Source organism: Chryseobacterium sp. WG23, assembly GCF_024586575.1.
GTDB lineage: Bacteria > Bacteroidota > Bacteroidia > Flavobacteriales > Weeksellaceae > Chryseobacterium.
Map to the genome: position 1 here is coordinate 43,891 of NZ_JALCZE010000001.1, position 20,301 is coordinate 64,191.

Consider the following 20,301-nt stretch of genomic DNA (forward strand, 5'->3'; position numbering starts at 1 on the left):
AGATGGGAAAGCTAGAAAACAAATCCGTTCTGATCACTGGTGCTGATAGTGGTATAGGCAAAGCGGTGGCTCTTCTTTTTGCATCAGAAGGGGCAGATATTGCCATTATCTTTCATTCCAATGACAGAGATGCTGAAAATACTAAAAAGGAGATCAGAAACCTGGGCCGGAGATGCTCCATTTTTCAGGGGGATATCAATGATTATGATTTCTGTAAGGAAGTGACACAGAAAATAATTTCTACATTCGGTAAAATTGATATACTGATCAATAATGCAGGTGTGCAGTTTCCTTCTGACAATATTGAAGAACTGGAAGAAAAAAATATCAGAAAGACATTTGACTCCAATATCGTTGGAATGATTTTATTAACAAAAATTGTTTTTCCTTACCTGAAAGAAGGAAGCTGTATTATCAATACAACATCTGCTGCAGCCTATCAGGGACATCCTGAGCTATTGGATTATTCTGCAACCAAAGGTGCCATTGTTTCTTTTACACGATCTCTGGCCTTGCAGGCAAAGCCAAAAGGAATACGGATCAATGCTGTCGCTCCGGGACCTGTGGCTACACCGCTTACCAAGAAAACTTTTGATGAAAAAGAGGAGAATCCTGATCAGCCGCCTTTGGAAAGAAACGCTACTCCTGAAGAGGTAGCTACCAGCTTTCTTTTTTTAGCAAGTGACGATGCAGCACAGATTACAGGGCAGGTTCTTCACCCTAACGGAGGAATGATTGTTAATGGATAAATGTGATACAGTCAATTGATTATAAAAGAAATCAATCTGGATATTACACTATTTTCAAAACCTGATACCATGAAATATGTTTAACTTTAAATATTCTGATCATGTATAGAGACGGAGCAAGAAAAAGTATATGGCAGGAGGAAATCAGAAAATTTTCTACCGGAGCTGATCTTTACCAGCTATTTGATGTTGCCATCATAGGAGGAGGAATTACCGGGGTATCCACTGCTTTAAAATTACAGGAATCCGGAAAGAATTGTATTATTCTGGAAGCTGCTAATATCGGATTTGGAACAACAGGAGGAACAACAGCCCATTTAAATGATTTCTTTGATACAACCTTTGCTCAGGTTATTGAAGATTTTGGGCTGGATTATGCCCAACAGTATGCTGAATCCGGCAAAGATGCAATCAACATTATTGAGAATAACATTGAGAAGTATAGCATCAGTTGTGATTTTACCAGAAAGTCTGCCTATCTTTTTGCATTGGATGAAAAACAGGAGAAACAGCTGAGGACCATTGTAGAAGGTGCCGCTAAAGTAGGGCATGAAATGTCTTATGTGAATGAAATTCCTTTCCCCATACCATTTAAGGAAGCTGTACTAATTCCCGGACAGGGTCATTTTCATCCTGTAAAATATATCAAAGGGCTTTGTGATGCTTTTATAGAAATGGGAGGTTCAATTCAGGAGAACTGTGTTTGTGAAAGCCATGATGAGCAGGAAAATTATGTTATTTTAAAAACTTCAGAGGGAGAAATAAAAGCAAAAAATGTTATCTATGCCACACACATTCCGCCAGGAATCAATCTCCTTCATTTTACCAATGCTCCTTACCGAAGCTACGTAATGGCTTTTACCCTTAAGGATAATAAATATCCTTGGGAAATGGGTTATGATCTCAATGATCCATATCATTATTACAGAATTCAGGAAATTGATGGTGAAAATGTACTGATTGCCGGAGGTGAAGATCATAAGACAGGGCATGCTGAAGATACCGGAATATGTTTTTCAAATCTTGAGAACTATGTCCGTCAGTATTTTAATGTCGAAACAGTATTTTATAGCTGGTCCAGTCAGTATTATGAACCTGTTGACGGGCTGCCTTATATTGGAAAGCTTCCGGGCAGTAAAGAAAAGATATTTGTGGCTACCGGATTCAGGGGTAACGGAATGATCTTTGGAACACTTTCTTCACAGATTTTGCATGACTTAATTGTTATAGGAGCCAATAAATATCAGGATATATTCAATCCATTAAGAATAAAGCCAATTGCCGGATTTTCAGACTTTGTCAAAGAAAATGCAACGGTTGCATTTGATTTTATAAAAGATAAGATTTTCATAGAGAAAATTGATTCTTATTCAGAAATCAAAGAGGGAGAAGCAAAAGTGATCCGTTATGAATCTGAATCTTATGCACTTTACAAAGAAACCGGCGGCATATTACATCTTTTGAAAAGTACATGCCCGCATGCAGCGTGTGAAGTACGCTGGAACAGTGCAGAATTGAGTTGGGACTGCCCTTGTCATGGATCAAGATTTAATGTTAACGGAAAAATGCTGACGGGTCCCACTACAAAGAATCTGCAGAAAATATTTCCTTTTCAAAAACAGTAAAGAGTAGATCTTTTTTATCATTTTAAATTAAGAAAATATGTCTCGATCAAGTTTCTTTTATCGTAACAGCCTGAGTATTGTTTTGATAGCTTTAATGTTATGTTCTCTTCTCGGTCAGTTTTTTACGGGATGGAGCGTTGAAAATAAAGAATTGGCTGAAAATGGGCAAAAAGCTTTGACACTCACTCAATATATATACAGCGGTCATTTTATACAGGCAACTTTCGAAAACTGGGAAAGTGAATTTCTGCAGATGATGTTATATGTTTTGTTAACAATATCCTTGAGACAGAAAGGTTCCAGTGAATCAAAATCAATGGAGGGAAAGGAAGATGTGGACCGAGAGCCCATCGTACATCCCAAAGCTCCATGGCCTGTTAAAAAAGGAGGGATATGGCTGAAAATTTACAAACATTCTTTGTCATTGGCTTTTGGGATTTTGTTCCTTGCCAGCTTTATACTGCACTTCTATGGAAGCTTAAAAGATTTTAATAATGAGCAGATTATGAATGATAAACCTCCGGTAAGCACAAGCCAGTATCTCACAGAATCCCGGTTTTGGTTTGAATCTTTTCAAAACTGGCAAAGCGAATTTTTAGCTGTTGCCTCTTTAGTGATCCTGTCCATTTGGTTTCGTGAAAAAGGGTCTCCGGAATCTAAGCCTGTAGATATGCCCTATGATGAAACCCCCTGATTTTTATTCAGTTTAGGCTTTACTTTCATTACCGCAAAGTAAGAGGTGGTAAATGCAGAAAGACTTTGATAACCTACTTTATAGGCTACTTCACTCAACGTAAACTGTCTGGCATCTATAAGTTCAATACTTTTAAGAATCCTTGTCAGCTGAAGGTATTTCTGTAATGTTATTCCAGTTTCATTTTTAAAGATTCTCTGAAGGCTTCTTACTGACATCTGTGCTTTTTCTGCCAAAGCGTCAATATCCAGATTGTATTTAAAATGAGAATTGATTTCATTACAAACAGGAATAAGCCTGGTATCCATAGGAACGGGAATTTCCAACCCATTGCTTTCGCGGCAGAAGTTAGGTAGGCTTTTTAAAATAGCTTTGAAAAAAATGTCCTGTTCTTCATTCTCTACTAATGACTGGTTCCATTTGGAGGCATAAAGGAGCATTTCTTTGAGAACTGGAGGAACTGCAAATACCTGAACATGCTGGTAAAATTCATCCTCAAAAACAGATTTAAATAAAAACAGCATCAGGTTAACCGTCTTTGCTTCGGAAGTTATTTTGTGCGCTTTTCCGGAAGGAACCCATATCACATGGTACTGAGGAACAAGATAGATTTTCCGGTCAATATGAAAATACTGATAGCCTTCCTCTACAAAAGTAAGCTGGGCACGGCTATGTACATGTTCATACTCATCATGCTTCCAGTTTTTTTCACACCATACATAAGCTTCTTTTTCGATGGTATCTACAAACTGGCTTTCTGTTTTCTCAATCAGTCCACATTTCATATTGACGTTTTGTATATATTTTTTGGCAAATTTAATAAAAACGACAATACTAAATTTGTATCATAAACTTATATCTTATTCAGAATGAAAAAATTATGTTCTTTTTTTATTTTAATTTTACTATTTAACACCATCAACATCATGGCACAGAATAAAGCTAAAGTATTGGTTCTCATCCATTCGGATAATGGGGGAACTTACGAGCTGGCTAAGGAAATAGCTAAAGGAATTGAAAGTGAAAACAATGCAGTTCCCTATATTAAGCTGGTGAAAGCCTCTCAAAACCCGATTTTAAAAAATATACCGGTAGCAACAGTAGATGAGCTTAGTGCTTATGACGGAATTGCTTTTGGTTCTCCTGTTTATTTTGGAAACATAAGCACCGGAATGAGTGAGTTTTTATCTAAAACCGTTCAGCTCTGGACCAGCCATGCTTTGGAGGGAGTTCCAGCAACGGTTTTTATGTCCGCAGGAAGTGGTGCCGGAAAAGAGCTTGCCCTTCAGGCATTCTGGAACAGTCTTGCGGTACACGGAATGATTTTGGTCTCCAACGGAATCCGTGGCACCGAAGAGCTGAATAAGGCAATCCCACAGGGAAATACAGTATTAGGAGTGACCAGCATGGCTTCTTTAAAAGATGTAGAAAGACCTACGAAAGGGGAGCGTCACCTGGCAGAGCTGCAAGGGCTAAATTTTGCAAAAGTGGCCTTGGCGTTGAAAGATACCTATTCAAAAAAGGGTATGCCTGTTGTTGAAAACCATCAGGATTTTAATGAGATTTTAAAGCAAAAAAATATTGTTCTTCCTCAGGTTCCCAAACCTGCCGGAAATTATCAGCCATTCGTACGTTCCGGAAACCTTGTATTTATCAATCAGGTGGCTTTAAAAGACGGAAAAATAGTTAATCCTGGGAAACTGGGTGTTGAGGTGAACGAACAGCAGGTAAAAGAGGCTACCAAAGTTACCATGCTTAACGTACTGTCTGTCCTGAGAGAAGCTGTAGGAGGAGATTTAAGCAGGGTGAAGCAGTGTGTTCAGCTTACGGGAATTTTTAATACGAAAGATGATTATACCAAACATGCTGACCTGATGAATATTGCTTCGGATCTTAGTGTTGAGGTTTTTGGAGAAAAAGGAAAACATGCCAGAGGTACATTGGGAGCTTCCTCTATTCCTGTAAACTCTTCCGTTGAAATCCAGGCTATTTTTGAAGTGGAATAATCACCGGATTAGGAGACTTCATTCATCAGTATTTATCATTTGAAGTATATTGGTTTCGTATACATAAAATCCATTGGCCCAGGCGGTCGATGGATTTTTTATTTTAATCTCTGAATGCATAAATATCCTTAGAATTCTCCATCAATACGGATTTCCGTAAGGTAGTCCTCATTGCGGGGTATACCTTTGTGATGTTTAAAAATAAATACCTATGAAAAAGATTATTGTAACACTGGCAATGGCTGCCGGAAGTTTAATTTTTGGTCAGATAACACTTGGAAAAAACTTCAGTTCTGAAAATCTGCAGGTGTATACCAATACCAATGAGACATTTTATTATTCCACCGGATTTAATATCAGTCAGGTTAAGATCTACAAAGCTGATTATTCCCTATATAAACAGTTTACACCTTCCGTACCGGCAGGGTATTCTATGTTTATTGATCAGTATAAAAATAATTTTGTACTGTCTAAAAATGTTTTTAATACCGATAATAAACTGGAAATCATCATTACATTTGAAAAGTATAACAGCACGACATCTCAAAGAGAATACATCATCCGTATTTACAATGAGGAGGGAAATGTACTGCATGAATTTGGTCCCAATTATCAGTTTAGCGATGAGTATGATATAAATATCTATCATGATCATACGACCAATACAAATAAACTGAGATTATTCAATCAGGGCACCGGTTCAACTGAAATATATAATTTACCTACAACCTCACTTTCTGCCAAAGAGGTCCGGGCTAAAAATAAAATTTCAGCATTTCCTATACCGGCCCAGAAGACTCTGAACATTATGAATCCTTTAGACGGTTCCAAAGCAGTGGAAATTTATGATAGGTCCGGAAAGCTTGTGATGAACAAATCTTTCGGTTCTATGGAAAACCTCATTTCTATTGATGTTGAAAACCTTCCTAAAGGGACTTATTTTTATAAAATAGGGGAGCTCAATGCTAAATTTATTAAAGACTAACTCTAGAATCCCGCTCAAAGTGGGATTTTGTTTTCTATATCTGCATACCCATCATGGTTTTTGAGAAAGAAGGATAAAGATCCCGGAAATAATCTCTATACTTTGCTCCAATTGCTCTTCTGTAAGCGTACCATAGCTCAATCTAAAGCCATTGATATCATTGTGACTGTATTGCTTAGGATGAATAATTCTGATATTTCTTTTAAGCAGTAAAGTGGTTGCCAAATCCCAGTTCAACGTTATTTTAGGGACAATCCAAAATGCCAGGCCGCCTTCAGGCAATGTAAAATCGGCAACTTCAGTCATATATTTTTTTAAAATACTAAACGTAAAATCTCTCTTGTTTTTGTAATGAACAGTTGCTTTTTTAATGTGTTTTTTTACGGCTCCTTCTTTGATGAGCTGAAGAACTGCCTGTTCCATGATCACATCCCCATGAACGTCGATAATCTTTCTCAGACCGCCAATTTTTTGTAATAAATCCTGATTTTTAGTCGCCAGATAGCCAATCCTTAATGCCGGTGCTACGACCTTACTTAATGTTCCGATGTATACATAATGCCGGAGTTCCGGGAAGCTTGAAATAGGCAGGATGGGGCGGTATCCGAAATGAAATTCATTATCATAATCATCTTCAATGATCGTAATGTCATATTGATTAGAGAGTTCTATTAACCTTAGTCTTCTGGATAAACTTAAAGTAACTGTGGTGGGATATTGTCTGTGGGGCGTAATATAGATCGCTTTTATGCTGTCATGTTGTGCCAAGAGTTTCTCAATAGTTTCAACATTAATTCCTTCCTTATCTACAGATACGGGTAATAACGTGGCTCCGGCATATTCAAAAGCCTGCCGTGCTGGATTGTAACCAGGATCTTCTACAATCACATGATCACCTGAGGTAAAAAGACTCTGAGCCGTTAAAAACATGGCCATCTGACTGCCTCTGGTAATGGATATTTCATGGTCATGGATCTGCATTCCACGCTGATGGTTCAGCATTTTGGCAATCATATTCCGGAACTCTATATCTCCGTGTTCATCTCCATATCCCATCATCTGCCATTTGGCCTTTATACTGAATATCTGTCTGTATGCTCTGGCTAATTCCGTTACAGGAGCAATTTTACTGTCCGGATGACCGTCATCAAAATTAATAAGTATGCCTCCTGACTTCATGGGCTGATCCTGATTATCGGTGCTTTTATTTATCCTTTTATGATGTAAAGCAGGCAGTTGATCCGATACAAAAATTCCTTTTCTTTCTTTGGAAATAACCCATTCTTCATTAATCAGCACCTGATAAGCTTCTACCACAGTATTTCTGTTTATTTTTAAGGTTGTAGCCAAGTTCCTGCTGCCGGGAAGAGCATCTCCGGGTTTCAGCCGTCCTGAGCGTATATCAGTTATAATACTATCTGCAATCTGCAGATATACTGCTTTATCAAGCTTTCTGTCAATTTCAAACTCTAATTTCCAAGGTCGTAGCATCTGGACTATCTGTTTATGTAAAAACTGAATCATTTAAACAGTCCAAATATAGAATAATTTTGTCATGCAATAAAGCACAAAACCATTATAATTTTAAAATCATGAACAAAAAAGAATTCAGTTCTAAAGATTTTCACGAAACATTTGCAAGACCAAAATATGCAAAGCCAAGCCATTTAATCCATAAAAATGTAGAAAATACAGGTGAACACAATCAGTTTTCAACCGAAAGAAAACATCCTGTTTTTTTTGTTGATCTTCCCAGTAAGAATGTGAGTATGACTATTGGAGGGTTATTACCCGGTCAACAGACCAACAGACACCGTCATACTTACGAAACGGTATTGTATGTGATTGAAGGAAAGGGATGGACAGAAGTGGAAGATGAAAGAGTACATTGGGAGGCCGGAGATGCTGTTTATATTCCTTCATGGGCATGGCATAAACATCAGAATCTAAGCGACACAGAACCGGCTAAATATATTGCCTGTGAAAATGCACCCCAACTACAGAATTTAGGAGTTGCATTAAGAGAGGAAGAGGGTAGAGACCTGTAACTGTATCATCAACCATTATTAATTTTAAATAAAATAAATATGAAAAATGTTCCGTTTAAAGGGATCATCGCTTATCCGATTACTCCTTTTGATGACCATGAAAAAGTGAATGTTCCTCTTTTTAAGCACTTGGTAGAAAGACTGATTACATCCGGAAGCCACGGAGTTGCTCCTTTAGGAAGTACAGGTGTAATGCCTTATTTATCTGATGAGGAAAAGGAAGCAATTACGGAAGCTACTATAGAACAGGTAAAAGGAAGAGTTCCTACGCTGGTAGGAGTATCCAATCTTACTACAGAAAAAACAATTCACCATGCCCGGTTTGCAGAGAAGGCCGGAGCAGATGCGGTGATGATTATTCCCATGAGTTACTGGAAACTTACCGATGATGAAATTGTAGCTCATTATGATGCTGTAGCCAAGAAAATCTCTATTCCGATTATGGCTTATAATAATCCGGCAACCAGTGGAGTAGATATGTCTCCGGCTCTTTTGAAAAGATTGCTTGAAATTCCTAATGTGACCATGATCAAGGAAAGTTCAGGGGACATTCAGAGAATGCATTATTTAAGAAGGGAACTAGGGGAAGATGTAGCCTTTTACAATGGTTCAAATCCTTTGGCATTGGCTGCCTTTTCTGCGGGTGCCAGAGGTTGGTGTACTGCCGCGCCTAATCTTATTCCTGAATTGAATGTCAGTTTGTATAATGCTGTTGAAGAAGGAAATTTAGGAAAAGCTAAAGATATTTTCTATCAGCAGTTTGATCTTCTTAGATTTATTGTCAGTAAAGGCTTACCAAGAGCGGTTAAGGCCGGACTCAGTATTCTGGGTGAAGAAGGGGGCAATCTGAGAAGCCCTTTACAACCTTTAACAGAAAATGAGTCTGAAGAATTGAAAAAGATTCTTTCGGAGCTAAAAAATCAGAATTGATAGTTATTCATTCTTTTAATACCGGATAAACCGGGTTCAAATAATTTGTATCATTTGTAAGCCAATTCCCACAGATTCCACCGATTTTTCTGCTCTGTGAAATTCGTGAGATCTGTGGGAATTTTAATTTAAGATGCTTCGGACTTGAATTTTCCGGCTTTTATATACAATTATATAACTGCATTTCCTTCTACACCATCAGAATTATCTGTTTTGTTGCCTGTAATCGCTGAGCTTACAAATTTAAAAAGACTGACCAGTTTGCCTGCTTTTGTATCCCAATAATAAGTTTCCTTAGGCTCTACACGAATGATGGTAACGTTCGGGTCATTTTTTCCGTCAAACCATGCTTTTGCCAAAGGAGACCATTTGTCTTCAATGGTTGCCTTGTCTTTGTAAACAGAAGCCTCCCCGTAAACAGAAAGATATTGAGTATCGCTGTTATTCATGAAAAATAACTGTACTCTGCGGTCTTCTTTTATTTCAAAATTTTTATTACTGGTTCCACTGCTGATAAACCACAGATTACCGCTGTCATCCGTTTCCTGAAGTGTCATTGGCCGTGAATTGACAGGAATGGTATCCAATTCTGTACAGAACATACATATTTTTGCATTTTCCGACAGTTCCTTGATCTTTTTGATCGCTTCGAGATGGGTAAGATTTTGTGTTGACATCATATTATATTTTAGTGATTGGTTGATTGTTAAAAAGAAAATTCTTTTACAGAATTATCATGAATAATATTCAGTAAAACATTCAAATACCTGACCAAACCTAAATGAAATGTGGTATCGTAGGCTAAAAATATGTTTTTTTAGACAGCTATATTATTATTTTTTATAAATTTTGGCTAAAGCCAAAGTATAGAGACTTAAAAATGAACCGGGCTGAAAGCCCGTTTCTAATGAATATACGGATTTTAAGAATTTGAGGAGTTCAAAAGATTTTATGTACATTTGAAAGATGCAGATTTCGCCACCTACACATTTGGCGCCTTTCATCAGGCATTATATCTTTTTGGAGAATTCTGAAGAGGATAGTAAGAATGTAAGGCTATTTACCGATGGCAGTACAGGCCTTATCCTGTCGGGTGATATGAATTTGCATTCCAATAGTTCGGTCGAGCGGATGCCTCTTTCTTTTTTTTATGGAGCTTTACACAGCTACAGGGACTTTTATTCGAAAGGGAGCTTTTCTTTAATGGCTGTGGTGTTTCAGCCCTATTTTTTCAATATTCTTTTAAAGATTTCTGCAAAGGAGATCCGAAATCAGATTATTTCCGCAGAAGATATATTGCAACATCAGTTACATCCATTTCAGGAAAGGCTTTTCAATAAAACAGATCCTTTATCAGTAATCAGCAGCCTTAATATCTTTTTTACTGAATTTTTGTCTGCAGAAATAGGCCCTGACTATCATTTTATAAGAGGAGTACAGCACTATATTCTTCAGAATAGAGGTTCTGTCTCATCCAAAGAACTGGAAAAATTTACAGGATATTCAGAGCGCCATCTGGAAAGGAAATTTGAAAATTATATGGGAATATCTCCTAAAAAATACAGTGGCATTACCAGGCTTCATTATTTCTTAAGTCTTATCAATAAAGGAATTGGGGATGAGAATATGACAAGCCTATCTTATGATGCAGGATATGCAGATCAGTCTCACCTGATCCGGGATTTCAAGATGAATACAGGGCTCACTCCCAAACAGTATGTGAAGACAGAAAATAAAATGGCTGTTAATTTCATTGAGCTCTAAATCAAAATGTCGGTTTTATACAATTTTTCAGTTATGCTGTGATCTAGTTTTGCTGAAAAAAATAATGAATATTAAAATTTCTACCGCACAATTTGAAAATAAAAGTGGAGATAAGGAATACAATCTTTCCATTATAGAAAAATTAGCTGCTCAGGCCGCTGCCAAGGGATCACATGTAATTGCTTTCCATGAATGTTCTGTTACGGGATATACCTTTGCCCGGAAACTTTCCCGGGAACAGCTTCTTGATATTGCTGAATTCATTCCCAACGGTGAAAGTATTCAAAAGCTGCAGCATATTGCAGGTTTGTATAATATTACCATCCTGGCCGGCCTTTTTGAAAAGGACGAAAATAACAATCTTTTTAAAGCTTATGTCTGTGTTGATAAAACAGGATTAAAAGCCAAATACAGAAAGCTGCATCCTTTTATCAATCCTCACCTTACGCCAGGCAGTGAATATTGTGTATTTGATATATTAGGGTGGAAGTGCGGAATTCTAATCTGCTACGATAATAATATTATTGAAAATGTGAGAGCGACCAAACTTCTTGGTGCCGATATTATTTTCATGCCTCATGTTACCATGTGTACACCTTCTACAAGGCCAGGGGCAGGGTTTGTGGACCCTGAACTTTGGTATAACAAGGAAAATGACCCCACCTCATTACGGGTAGAATTTAATGGGATGAAAGGCAGAGACTGGCTGATGAAATGGCTTCCGGCAAGAGCCTACGATAACGGAGCTTATATTGTTTTCTCAAATCCTATTGGTATGGATGATGATCAGTTGAAAAACGGATGTTCAATGATTATAGATCCTTTTGGAGATGTCATTGCAGAATGCCATTCATCCGAAGATAGTTTTGAATCAGCTGTAATTACTCATGAAAAACTTACCCAGGCTGGAGGTTTCAGATATATGAAAGCCCGCAGGCCTGAGCTGTACAGAGATATTATAGGAATGGATCATGAATCTCAACAGAAAGTGGTCTGGCTGCCGGAAAAAGAATAGCTGAATACTACAAATCTCCCGCAGGTCAACGGGATCTGTGGAGATGATGTTTCCTTTTTTACTGTTGCATCATATGCTGGAGGTCACTCCAGGCACCGCCATTGTAAACATGTTTGAAACCCTTCTCTTTTAATATATTTTCTGCTTTTACACTTCGGAGACCATGAGAGCATACTGTAATATATGTTTTTTCGGGATTCAGCTCAATATAGCGCTCCCTGATGGTTCCCAAAGAAATATTGTCAGAGCCTGCTATATGGCCCATAGCATATTCTTTCTCCGTTCTCACATCAAGGATTACAGCTCCTTTTCTGATCAGCTGATTCAGATCTTTGTCCAGGGTCTGATATTGATAAACTCTGTAGATCACATATACTGTAAGAACGATTCCTCCTAATATCAGTAAGTTTCTCATAGTTTGCTTAAAATTTTTCTGTCAATATAAAAAGTTCCAAAGGGAATAAAACAGGCTAAGATAACTTTCCATGTTGTCTCCTTAAATTTCCAGCCCTGTTCTACACCCACACTCAATGTATTGAATAGAAAAAGTAGAAATAAAGTACCATGAACCGGCCCTAGCGTGCTTACAAGGAAAGGAGCATTCAATCCGTATTTAACAGGAACTGCAATGAAAATTAAACTTAATAAAGAAATACCTTCAAGGATGGCCAATATTCTCAGGCGTCCTATTTTAGTTTTGAATAAATGTATCATAATTATCTGAAATAAGGTCTGTTAACAAAAGGAGAGAAGGGCCAGGGAATGGCAATGAAAATCATGACCAATGCAGCTATAAACCATATCATCATTATTTTAAACTTTTCCCGGTCTTCCGGTTTTCTCTTAGCCAAAGCTGATCCAATAGTGATCAGGATAACAGCAGTAATCATCATTGTGATATGAATAAGTCCGAAGAACAACAGATCAAATGATTCTTTGGCTTCATAAAAATTTTTCCAGAAGTATCGGACAATGGGACTTTTAATATACAATATCATCCCAAGAACCAGTTGGATATGAGCTATGGTAGCAGTCCAGTGTCTTACAGAATTATCCGTCTTTGTAAACTGACCTGCAGAAAAATATCCCTTATAAGCCCGGAATATTGAATAAATAAGGCTTAATAGAACGAGCCATCGGAAGGTTGAATGCAGGAAAGTAAGTGTCTGATACATGCCTAGTTATTTTTGAACAGAGCAAAGGTATAATAAAAACATACTAATTAGTATGTTTTTGTTTAAAAAAATTATTGAAGAGTTTCAAAATAGGCTTTAAGTCCTTTTAAATAAATAAGATACACTGACTTGGAATTTTCGAGTTTTCCAAGATTTCTTACTCCCCAGTACCCAGACATCACAAAGACCGCAATTTCTTTTGCGTTAGCGGTTTGTTTAATGGTACCTGCTTCTTTACCATTATTTATGCTCTCTGTCATGGCATGTTCCCACTGTTCAGACAAATCATTCAGAGCTTTGGTGAAATTTATATTCCATGGTGCCATTTCCTGTGTGAAATTAGAGGCAGGACAGCCATATTCAACTTTTAGAAATTCATTATCCATCAATACTTCATGCATCAGCTTATAAATGCTATCCAATGGATTGTGGCTTTGCTGAAGAGGTTCTACAAAAGTTTTTTTAAAAGTAGGTTTAAGAAGTTCATTGATAATAGCAATCCCCATTTCATCTTTCGTTTTGAAGTGATAATAGAATGCTCCTTTTGTTACCTGTGTTGTAGCAATAATCTCATCAATACTGGTGGTTTGATATCCTTTTACATAAATGAGTTCAAAGGCTTTCTGAAGAATACTAAGGCGGGTTGCTTCTGATTTTTTCATTCAAGTACTGAGTGTATACTGCAAAGGAACAAATTTTTAATAAGAAACAAAACTATCATTATTCTACTTTAATAGAATTTAAGTTATTTTTTAAACCTCGTAAATTTCAGCGTCTGTAAAAGCGTAGAACTTACTTTTCTCAGGCAGATTTTTAGTATCCAATCCTGTAAACCTGCTAAAGGCCGGTAACAATAACTGGTTGCTGCTAAGGGCAAAACAGGGGAGTCTGATACTTGTTACAGCAGAATTCAAAATAATTCCCGGGTGAATATGCCCTGTAACCTGAAATCCTGATGTTGCTGCATCAAAATCGTGAATAAAGGAAATTCCATTCATAGTGAGTACCGGGGTTTTATAATGTAAGCAAAGTTTCTCCTCAAGAGATTTTGAAATCCGGTCATGATTTCCTTCAACAAGATAAAACTCTATATCAGGATATTGATTTCTCCAGGTACAGAATTCATCTACATCAGAATTATCTCCTGCATGAAGCAGGTCACCGACTACAATAAATTTTTCCGGCTGAAAGCATTCAATAAGTGCTGATAATCTTTCCAGATCGCTCTTCATGATATGGTTGGCCAGGGCAATCCCGTTTTTACGGAAATGAGCCGTCTTTCCTATATGAAGATCAGAAAGGACCAATGCTTTTTCCTTTCCCCAAAATGCTGCCCGTTGATTGGTTAAAGTAAAAGTCTCGTTTTGTATAAAAATATTTCTGGTAGCTATAAACACGGGTGATGAGTTATGAGTTAAGAGTTATGAGTTATGAGTTATGAGTTATGAGTTATGAGTTAAGAGCTAAGAGCTAAGAGTTTTAAAGTGTAATCTGCAGGGAGTTATAAGATCACAAATATCAGGTATCTTTTCTGCTTACATGAAAATATTCATCGAAAATATATGTGACGGGAATTCCTGTAGCAATTTCCCTTTCCAGAATTTCTTCCGGTGATAAATGTTCCAGGTACATAATAAGTGAACGGAGGCTGTTTCCATGAGCTACGATCAATACATTTTTCCCTTCTTTCAGCAAAGGGGCAATTTGGGTTTCAAAGTAAGGAATTACCCGGTTGTAGGTATCTTTAAGGCTTTCTCCGCCCGGAGGAATCACATCGTAAGATCTTCGCCAGGTGTGCACCTGCTCATCTCCATATTTCAATGCTGTTTCAGCTTTATTAAATCCTTCAAGATCTCCGTAGGAACGTTCATTAAGTGCTTTATCTTTTATAACCGGAATATTGGGTTTTCCTATTTCATCCAGAATGATGGTAAGGGTATGCTGTGCTCTGATCAGTACAGAGGTAAAAGCGATATCTATTTTTTCTTTTTTTAAGATAATAGCAGCCTTTTTAGCTTCTTCAATGCCTGTATCAGTAATATCTATATCTTGCCAGCCTGTAAATCTGTTTTCCAGATTCCAGAGTGACTGCCCGTGACGGACCAGGAACAATTTTGCCATTATTTATACAATATTTAATCTTCAAAGAAGGTACTCTAAGGTACGATGATTATTAAACGTATCAAAGATTTTTAACTATAAAAAGCATCACAGTTTCAGAGATGTTAGACTTGTAATAGGTTTTAGTGTAAAAACATCTCCGTTAAAGTTTCAGCATTCTTCTGATCCTTGCATCCAGCCCTTCACTGGAAAGCGTTTGCCTCAGGCTGTCTACTTTTATCGGAAAGCTTAGCGGGGTGAATGAACGGGAATGTTTTAAAATAATTTCAGATTTTTCAATTCTTTTGAATGCCTCTACAAGACGCTGTTCCTGAAGCTGCATATTAAAAACCTCAGTATAAGCCTGTTTGATAAGGAAATGATTGGGATCATAATCTTCAAGTACTTTAAAAATAAGACCTGCAGAACTTTGTAATGATTTGTTGGACCGTTGTTTACCTGCATAATTTTGAATAACCATTCCTGAGATCACTGCAATATCCCGGAATTTCCTTCTTGCCATTTCTGCGGAATTAATACTGGCAATCACATCATTCATAAGGTTATCCCTTGTTAAGATAGAGGGTAGATTTTCATCGTTAAGAGGGATTTCCTTATCGCTGAATAGCTCAAATCCATAATCATTCATGGCCATTGAAAAGGAAATAGGAGCCAGCTTGGAAATACGGTAAGCAATTAATGCTGCCATTACTTCATGAACCAGCCTTCCTTCAAACGGATACATAAACAGATGATATCCTTCACGATTCCTGATCATTTCCACCAAAAACTCATCTTCTTTGGGAATATGAGAGTTGGTTTCCTGGTTTACTAACAGCGGATGCAGGAATTTCAGTTCTTTTTCCGAAGCTTTAGGACTTAAAGCATGCGAAAGTTTCTCCCTCAAAAAATGTCCCAGATTGGAGCTTAAAGGTAATCTTCCACCCAGATAGCTTGGTACCAGGGCTTTTCCTTTTGCTGACCTTACATAGACAGTCATATCTTTTATCATAGCCACCTCCAGTGTACGGCCTGCTAAAATAAATTTCTCTTCTTTTTTCAGTTTTGAGATAAAATATTCCTCAATCATTCCCACATACCCACCGGAAATAAATTTTACCTTCAGCATGGCATCACTCACAATTACTCCCATATTCATCCGGTGAAGCATGGCTATTTTCCGTGAAGTTACTTTGTATAAACCGTCTTCCATAATGACGATTTTGTGAAATTCTTCGTAGTTTTTTAAAACCTGGCCGCCAATAGTAAGAAATTCAAGGATACCTTTCCATTCTTCGTCCATTATTTCCTGAAAAGCATATATTTTTTTGATCCTCTCATATAATTCATCAGGATAAAAGCCATCACCTACTGCCAGAGTCATCAGAAACTGAACCAGAACATCAAAACAAAGAACCTGAGGTTCTCTGGGTTCTACGACCTTCTGTTTTACAGCTTCTTTTAAAGCCGACACTTCAATCAGTTCTAAAGAATGCGTTGGGACACAATAGATTTTAGAAGTTTCAAAAGGGGAGTGTCCGCTTCGTCCGGCACGTTGTAAAAACCTTGCTACACCCTTTGCTGAGCCAATCTGAATGACGGTATCTACAGGTTTAAAATCTATTCCCAAATCTAAAGATGAAGTAGAAACTACGGCTTTTAATTTTCCTGAGCTTAAGTTTTCTTCAATCCAGATTCTGAGATGGGCATCAATAGAACTGTGATGAATGGCTATTTGTCCGGCAAAGTCAGGATAAGCGTCCAGCAGCAATTGGTACCACATCTCACTTTGGCTTCGGGTATTGGTAAAAACAATGGTTGATTTTGAATCGAGAATAATAGGGACTACTTTATCTGCCAATTTATTCCCCAGATGCCCGGCCCACGGTAATATTTCTATTTCATCCGGGAACACTGGAATGATGTCTATTTTTTTGTGTTCCTTGGCGGTAATTTTTACTTTTTTTATGTCATAGGGAATAAGAACTTCCATGGCTTCATCAAGGTTTCCAATGGTAGCCGTGATTCCCCATATTTTAATTTTGGGAACATACTTTCTAAGCTGTGAAATCCCCAGTTCTACCATTACACCTCGTTTTGAACCCAGAAGTTCGTGCCATTCATCAGTAACAACAGTTTTCAAATCCCGGAAAAAAGTTCCGTTATTTTTCTGTGCCAGCAGAAGATGCAGGCTTTCCGGAGTTACCACAAGAATTTCAGGCATTTTCTTTACCTGTTGTTGCCTTACTTTTGGATCTGTATCCCCATTTCTTACTCCAACAGCCCAATCAAGCCCAATTTCATCAATTGCTTCCTGCATAGCCTTAGCAATGTCTTTAGACAGAGATCGGAGAGGAGTAATCCATATCATCTGCAAGCCTTTTTTGTAATTTTCAGGGTGATTGAGGAAATCAGAAACCAGGGCTAAAAAAACAGAAAATGTTTTACCAAAACCGGTAGGAGCGACCACCATTCCGCTATATCCGCTTCCAAATTTCCGCCATGTATCCGTTTGGAACTTAAAAGGTGACCTATTTTTACCCTCCATCCATTGCTGAATGATTGTAAATCCGTCGGTATGTTCAAAAGCTGCCAAATTACTGTATTAATTTTTTTATTTCTTCCAAATTATCAATTTCATCCACCGTTTTATCTTTCCGCCATCTTACAATTCTGGGAAACCTTAAGGCTACACCACTTTTATGACGGTTACTGAACCCTATACCTTCAAAAGCGATTTCAAAAACAAGCTCTGCTTTTACGGTTCGCACCGGACCAAATTTTTCAATTGCATTTTTGTTTACAAACCGGCTGACTTCCATAATCTCTTTATCCGTAAGCCCGGAATAAGCTTTTGCTATGGTTACCAGAGTATCTCCATTTTTTACAGCAAAACTGTAGTCGGTATAGTAAGCACTTCTCCTGCCGCTGCCTTTTTGGGCATAGATTAAAACGGCATCAATGGTAAACGGATTAATCTTCCATTTCCACCAATCTCCTTTTTTCCGCCCGGAGTGATAGGGAGAGTTCATTTGCTTTAGCATTAATCCTTCACTGTTAATAGCCCTTGAATTTTCCCGTATAGCATTTAATTCTTCCCATTTCTCAAAATCAATATTTCTGGAAATGGTAATGTTTTCAGGATCTTCATTGAGTATTAACTCTTCCAGCATTGCCCTTCTTGAAGAAATAGGTTTCTCCCGCAGGTCATTATTTTCAAGCTCCAGGAGGTCATAAACGAATACTTCTACAGGGATTTCCGAAATCATTTTTTTAGTTAAATTCTTCCTGTTTAATCTTTTCTGTAATTCGTTAAAATTTAAAACCTTACCATCCTTTACCGCAAGTATTTCTCCATCTAAAACAAAGTTGCCTTTCATGGCTTTTACAGTATCTGCAATTTCCGGAAACTGTTCTGTGACAAGCTCTTCTCCTCTGGACCATATAAAGACTTCATCATTCCTGCGGATGATCTGCCCCCGTATTCCATCCCATTTATATTCCACCAGCCATTCATGAGGGTCTCCCAACTGGTCAGGTTCTTTTTCTAATGGATAGGCAAGGCAGAACGGATAGGGTTTTGAATTATCCGGGTTGATATTTTCAGCAGAAATTAATTCTTTAAAAGAAACTTCACCAGGCTTCCATTTTCCCATAAGGCTATGCATCAGTACACTGGATTCTTGTCCCGAGAATTTTGTCAGGGCATTGATTAATGTTTTATCCGAAACACCGATGCGGAAGCTTCCCCCTATTAATTTATTGAAGATCAGCCGTTCCGTATAGTCCAGACCGTTCCATGAGTTCAGAACAAATGCTTTCTTTTCTGCCTCTGTTTTATCTTTTAAATGAACAATTTCGTTCATCCACTGTGATAAAGTACGGTCAATTTTTTCCTGAGGCGGAGGAAGGATCAGTGAAATTGTTTCTCCAAGGTCTCCTACAGAAGAATAAGATTCCTGAAATAGCCAGAATGGAAGTTTCGTTATTTCCAAGACCCATTCTTTCATGTAATTGGTGTTAACATTTCTTTTGGGCCTTTTGCCTGTAAATAAAGCAATAAACCATAGCTTATCATCATCCGGAGAACGTTCCAGATAATCAAGGATAGCCTCAATCTTAGCATTGGTTTTATTGGTTGTTTCCAAAGCATTGATCAGATCTGCAAAATGTCTCATACTTCAGGGTTTTCAGGGTTTACCTTTTCTGTTTCTTCATCATCTTCACCAAAAAGAGTTTCCACCACATCGGCATGAATGCCAATTTCATTCAGATATTTTGAAAAAATTTCAGTCTGTCCATGGGTAACATGAACAATTTCGGCTTCTGTAGCTTTTACGGTCTGCAAAAGCCCCTTCCAGTCTGCATGGTCACTCATAGCAAATCCTGCATCTGCACTCCGCCATCTTCGGGCACCCCGCACCTGCATCCATCCTGAACATAGGGCCGTTGCCGGATCAGGAATTTTTTTAATGATATTGCTGTCCAGTAAAGCCGGCGGAACAATAACAATTTCGTGTTCCATCTCTTTTGGACGTTCTTTAAAATCTGCAATGGTATAATCGGGAAGCTTGATTCCGACAGTTTCAAAAGCCTCATTCAATTTTCCAATGGAGTAATGGACATATATTTCTCCCAATCCTTCCACAGCTTTCATAATCCGCTGGGCTTTTCCTAAAGAATATCCAATAAATACAGAGGTCTTACTGTTTTCTTTATTCTTCAGCACCCAGTTCTGAAGTTTTTTATTTAAATCCTGAACTTCCAGCCAATTGTAAATAGGCAGTCCAAAAGTACTCTCTGTAACAAATTCATTACATCTTACCAGTTCAAAAGGGGTACTCAGCCCATCATACTGAACTTTATAATCACCAGAAATAACCGTTACATATCCTTTATATTCAAGTCTGATCTGTGCAGAACCAATAATATGGCCCGCAGGATGAAGGGAAACCTGTACACCGTTCATATTAATTTTTTCTCCATATTCTACTCCCTGGCATTCAATATCCAATCCTATTCTTTGATACAGGATCGGTTTTGTAAAATGATGACAGAGGTATTTTTTCATTCCCCAACGGGCATGGTCAGCATGTCCATGGGTAATGACTGCAATATCTACAGGCCTCCAGGGATCTATATAAAATTTTCCCTGTGGACAGTAAATACCTTTTTTAGTAAATGTGATTAATTTCAATGGTGTGATTGGT

Annotated in this window: 21 protein-coding genes; 9 read left to right on the forward strand and 12 right to left on the reverse strand. The window is 37.8% G+C overall.

All coding sequences use genetic code 11. The annotated features are described in order from the left end of the window. Window positions 1–2: 2 nt before the first annotated feature. From MP477_RS00215 to MP477_RS00225, 3 genes are all read left to right on the forward strand, one after another. On the forward strand, window positions 3–749 hold the full coding sequence (locus MP477_RS00215; protein ID WP_257188684.1) for an SDR family oxidoreductase: 747 nt from the start codon (window positions 3–5) through the stop codon (window positions 747–749). Between the two features lie 101 nt (window positions 750–850). Continuing rightward, window positions 851–2,374, forward strand: a complete 1,524-nt coding sequence (locus tag MP477_RS00220; RefSeq protein ID WP_257188685.1) for an FAD-dependent oxidoreductase — start codon at window positions 851–853, stop codon at window positions 2,372–2,374. 37 nt (window positions 2,375–2,411) lie between these two features. Continuing rightward, the gene (locus MP477_RS00225) at window positions 2,412–3,068 is read left to right on the forward strand and encodes a DUF6766 family protein (protein ID WP_230036378.1); all 657 of its coding nucleotides are present in this window, start codon (window positions 2,412–2,414) and stop codon (window positions 3,066–3,068) included. Here the strand turns inward: MP477_RS00225 and MP477_RS00230 are convergent. Next, window positions 3,050–3,853 carry an AraC family transcriptional regulator gene (locus MP477_RS00230; protein WP_257188686.1) on the reverse strand — a complete coding sequence of 268 codons (804 nt, stop codon included), beginning with the start codon at window positions 3,851–3,853 and terminating at the stop codon, window positions 3,050–3,052. The genes MP477_RS00225 and MP477_RS00230 overlap by 19 nt on opposite strands. Before the next feature lie 84 nt (window positions 3,854–3,937). Here MP477_RS00230 and MP477_RS00235 point away from each other — a divergent pair, with 84 nt between their 5' ends. Both MP477_RS00235 and MP477_RS00240 read left to right on the forward strand, forming a co-directional pair. Continuing rightward, window positions 3,938–5,074, forward strand: a complete 1,137-nt coding sequence (locus MP477_RS00235; RefSeq protein ID WP_257188687.1) for an Atu1372/SO_1960 family protein — start codon at window positions 3,938–3,940, stop codon at window positions 5,072–5,074. A gap of 211 nt (window positions 5,075–5,285) precedes the next feature. Beyond that, complete coding sequence (locus MP477_RS00240; RefSeq protein WP_257188688.1) at window positions 5,286–6,059, forward strand: T9SS type A sorting domain-containing protein; 774 nt, start codon at window positions 5,286–5,288, stop codon at window positions 6,057–6,059. Between the two features lie 51 nt (window positions 6,060–6,110). Here the strand turns inward: MP477_RS00240 and MP477_RS00245 are convergent, their stop codons facing one another. Then, window positions 6,111–7,550, reverse strand: a complete 1,440-nt coding sequence (locus MP477_RS00245) for a PLP-dependent aminotransferase family protein (protein ID WP_257188689.1) — start codon at window positions 7,548–7,550, stop codon at window positions 6,111–6,113. 101 nt (window positions 7,551–7,651) lie between these two features. On the opposite strand from MP477_RS00245, the gene MP477_RS00250 reads away from it, so the two are divergent. Both MP477_RS00250 and MP477_RS00255 read left to right on the forward strand, forming a co-directional pair. Beyond that, window positions 7,652–8,107, forward strand: a complete 456-nt coding sequence (locus MP477_RS00250; protein ID WP_257188690.1) for a cupin domain-containing protein — start codon at window positions 7,652–7,654, stop codon at window positions 8,105–8,107. Between the two features lie 39 nt (window positions 8,108–8,146). Beyond that, complete coding sequence (locus tag MP477_RS00255) at window positions 8,147–9,037, forward strand: dihydrodipicolinate synthase family protein (RefSeq protein ID WP_230036368.1); 891 nt, start codon at window positions 8,147–8,149, stop codon at window positions 9,035–9,037. Between the two features lie 170 nt (window positions 9,038–9,207). Here MP477_RS00255 and MP477_RS00260 read toward each other — a convergent pair whose 3' ends face one another. Further along, entirely contained in the window at window positions 9,208–9,714 is a 507-nt protein-coding gene (locus MP477_RS00260) for a pyridoxamine 5'-phosphate oxidase family protein (RefSeq protein WP_257188691.1), read from the reverse strand. A gap of 289 nt (window positions 9,715–10,003) precedes the next feature. Between MP477_RS00260 and MP477_RS00265 the strand changes: the two genes are divergently transcribed. Together MP477_RS00265 and MP477_RS00270 are read left to right on the forward strand one after the other, a co-directional pair. Next, entirely contained in the window at window positions 10,004–10,801 is a 798-nt protein-coding gene (locus tag MP477_RS00265) for an AraC family transcriptional regulator (RefSeq protein ID WP_257188692.1), read from the forward strand. Window positions 10,802–10,865: 64 nt separating this feature from the next. Beyond that, on the forward strand, window positions 10,866–11,816 hold the full coding sequence (locus MP477_RS00270; RefSeq protein WP_257188693.1) for a nitrilase family protein: 951 nt from the start codon (window positions 10,866–10,868) through the stop codon (window positions 11,814–11,816). A gap of 58 nt (window positions 11,817–11,874) precedes the next feature. On the opposite strand, the gene MP477_RS00275 is transcribed toward MP477_RS00270, so the two are convergent. The 9 genes from MP477_RS00275 to MP477_RS00315 form a co-directional block, all read right to left on the reverse strand. Next, a complete protein-coding gene (locus MP477_RS00275; protein ID WP_257188694.1) occupies window positions 11,875–12,231 on the reverse strand; it encodes a rhodanese-like domain-containing protein in 357 nt (118 codons plus the stop codon). Beyond that, window positions 12,228–12,530 (reverse strand): DUF3817 domain-containing protein, encoded by a 303-nt coding sequence (locus tag MP477_RS00280; protein ID WP_230036343.1) that lies wholly within the window; start codon window positions 12,528–12,530, stop codon window positions 12,228–12,230. The genes MP477_RS00275 and MP477_RS00280 overlap by 4 nt, the downstream gene beginning before the upstream one ends. 2 nt (window positions 12,531–12,532) lie before the next feature. Beyond that, on the reverse strand, window positions 12,533–12,991 hold the full coding sequence (locus tag MP477_RS00285) for a hypothetical protein (protein ID WP_230036341.1): 459 nt from the start codon (window positions 12,989–12,991) through the stop codon (window positions 12,533–12,535). A gap of 71 nt (window positions 12,992–13,062) precedes the next feature. Next, on the reverse strand, window positions 13,063–13,653 hold the full coding sequence (locus MP477_RS00290; protein WP_257188695.1) for a TetR/AcrR family transcriptional regulator: 591 nt from the start codon (window positions 13,651–13,653) through the stop codon (window positions 13,063–13,065). A 90-nt stretch (window positions 13,654–13,743) separates the two neighbouring features. Beyond that, entirely contained in the window at window positions 13,744–14,388 is a 645-nt protein-coding gene (pdeM, locus tag MP477_RS00295) for a ligase-associated DNA damage response endonuclease PdeM (RefSeq protein ID WP_257188696.1), read from the reverse strand. A 121-nt stretch (window positions 14,389–14,509) separates the two neighbouring features. Further along, on the reverse strand, window positions 14,510–15,112 hold the full coding sequence (locus MP477_RS00300) for a 2,3-diphosphoglycerate-dependent phosphoglycerate mutase (RefSeq protein WP_257188697.1): 603 nt from the start codon (window positions 15,110–15,112) through the stop codon (window positions 14,510–14,512). A 142-nt stretch (window positions 15,113–15,254) separates the two neighbouring features. Continuing rightward, complete coding sequence (locus tag MP477_RS00305) at window positions 15,255–17,687, reverse strand: ligase-associated DNA damage response DEXH box helicase (protein WP_257188698.1); 2,433 nt, start codon at window positions 17,685–17,687, stop codon at window positions 15,255–15,257. A gap of 1 nt (window position 17,688) precedes the next feature. Further along, window positions 17,689–19,269 carry an ATP-dependent DNA ligase gene (locus MP477_RS00310; protein ID WP_257188699.1) on the reverse strand — a complete coding sequence of 527 codons (1,581 nt, stop codon included), beginning with the start codon at window positions 19,267–19,269 and terminating at the stop codon, window positions 17,689–17,691. Further along, window positions 19,266–20,288, reverse strand: coding sequence for a ligase-associated DNA damage response exonuclease (locus tag MP477_RS00315; protein WP_257188700.1), 1,023 nt, complete (start codon window positions 20,286–20,288; stop codon window positions 19,266–19,268). The genes MP477_RS00310 and MP477_RS00315 overlap by 4 nt, the downstream gene beginning before the upstream one ends. Window positions 20,289–20,301 lie beyond the last annotated feature (13 nt).

What these genes read in the sequence shown, in the direction of transcription:
- MP477_RS00215 (WP_257188684.1), top strand. Translation starts at nt 3, where the DNA reads ATGGGAAAGCTAGAAAACAAATCCGTTCTGATCACTGGTGCTGATAGT.
- MP477_RS00220 (WP_257188685.1), top strand. Translation starts at nt 851, where the DNA reads ATGTATAGAGACGGAGCAAGAAAAAGTATATGGCAGGAGGAAATCAGA.
- MP477_RS00225 (WP_230036378.1), top strand. Translation starts at nt 2,412, where the DNA reads ATGTCTCGATCAAGTTTCTTTTATCGTAACAGCCTGAGTATTGTTTTG.
- MP477_RS00230 (WP_257188686.1), bottom strand. Translation starts at nt 3,853, where the DNA reads ATGAAATGTGGACTGATTGAGAAAACAGAAAGCCAGTTTGTAGATACC.
- MP477_RS00235 (WP_257188687.1), top strand. Translation starts at nt 3,938, where the DNA reads ATGAAAAAATTATGTTCTTTTTTTATTTTAATTTTACTATTTAACACC.
- MP477_RS00240 (WP_257188688.1), top strand. Translation starts at nt 5,286, where the DNA reads ATGAAAAAGATTATTGTAACACTGGCAATGGCTGCCGGAAGTTTAATT.
- MP477_RS00245 (WP_257188689.1), bottom strand. Translation starts at nt 7,550, where the DNA reads ATGCTACGACCTTGGAAATTAGAGTTTGAAATTGACAGAAAGCTTGAT.
- MP477_RS00250 (WP_257188690.1), top strand. Translation starts at nt 7,652, where the DNA reads ATGAACAAAAAAGAATTCAGTTCTAAAGATTTTCACGAAACATTTGCA.
- MP477_RS00255 (WP_230036368.1), top strand. Translation starts at nt 8,147, where the DNA reads ATGAAAAATGTTCCGTTTAAAGGGATCATCGCTTATCCGATTACTCCT.
- MP477_RS00260 (WP_257188691.1), bottom strand. Translation starts at nt 9,714, where the DNA reads ATGTCAACACAAAATCTTACCCATCTCGAAGCGATCAAAAAGATCAAG.
- MP477_RS00265 (WP_257188692.1), top strand. Translation starts at nt 10,004, where the DNA reads ATGCAGATTTCGCCACCTACACATTTGGCGCCTTTCATCAGGCATTAT.
- MP477_RS00270 (WP_257188693.1), top strand. Translation starts at nt 10,866, where the DNA reads ATGAATATTAAAATTTCTACCGCACAATTTGAAAATAAAAGTGGAGAT.
- MP477_RS00275 (WP_257188694.1), bottom strand. Translation starts at nt 12,231, where the DNA reads ATGAGAAACTTACTGATATTAGGAGGAATCGTTCTTACAGTATATGTG.
- MP477_RS00280 (WP_230036343.1), bottom strand. Translation starts at nt 12,530, where the DNA reads ATGATACATTTATTCAAAACTAAAATAGGACGCCTGAGAATATTGGCC.
- MP477_RS00285 (WP_230036341.1), bottom strand. Translation starts at nt 12,991, where the DNA reads ATGTATCAGACACTTACTTTCCTGCATTCAACCTTCCGATGGCTCGTT.
- MP477_RS00290 (WP_257188695.1), bottom strand. Translation starts at nt 13,653, where the DNA reads ATGAAAAAATCAGAAGCAACCCGCCTTAGTATTCTTCAGAAAGCCTTT.
- MP477_RS00300 (WP_257188697.1), bottom strand. Translation starts at nt 15,112, where the DNA reads ATGGCAAAATTGTTCCTGGTCCGTCACGGGCAGTCACTCTGGAATCTG.
- MP477_RS00310 (WP_257188699.1), bottom strand. Translation starts at nt 19,269, where the DNA reads ATGAGACATTTTGCAGATCTGATCAATGCTTTGGAAACAACCAATAAA.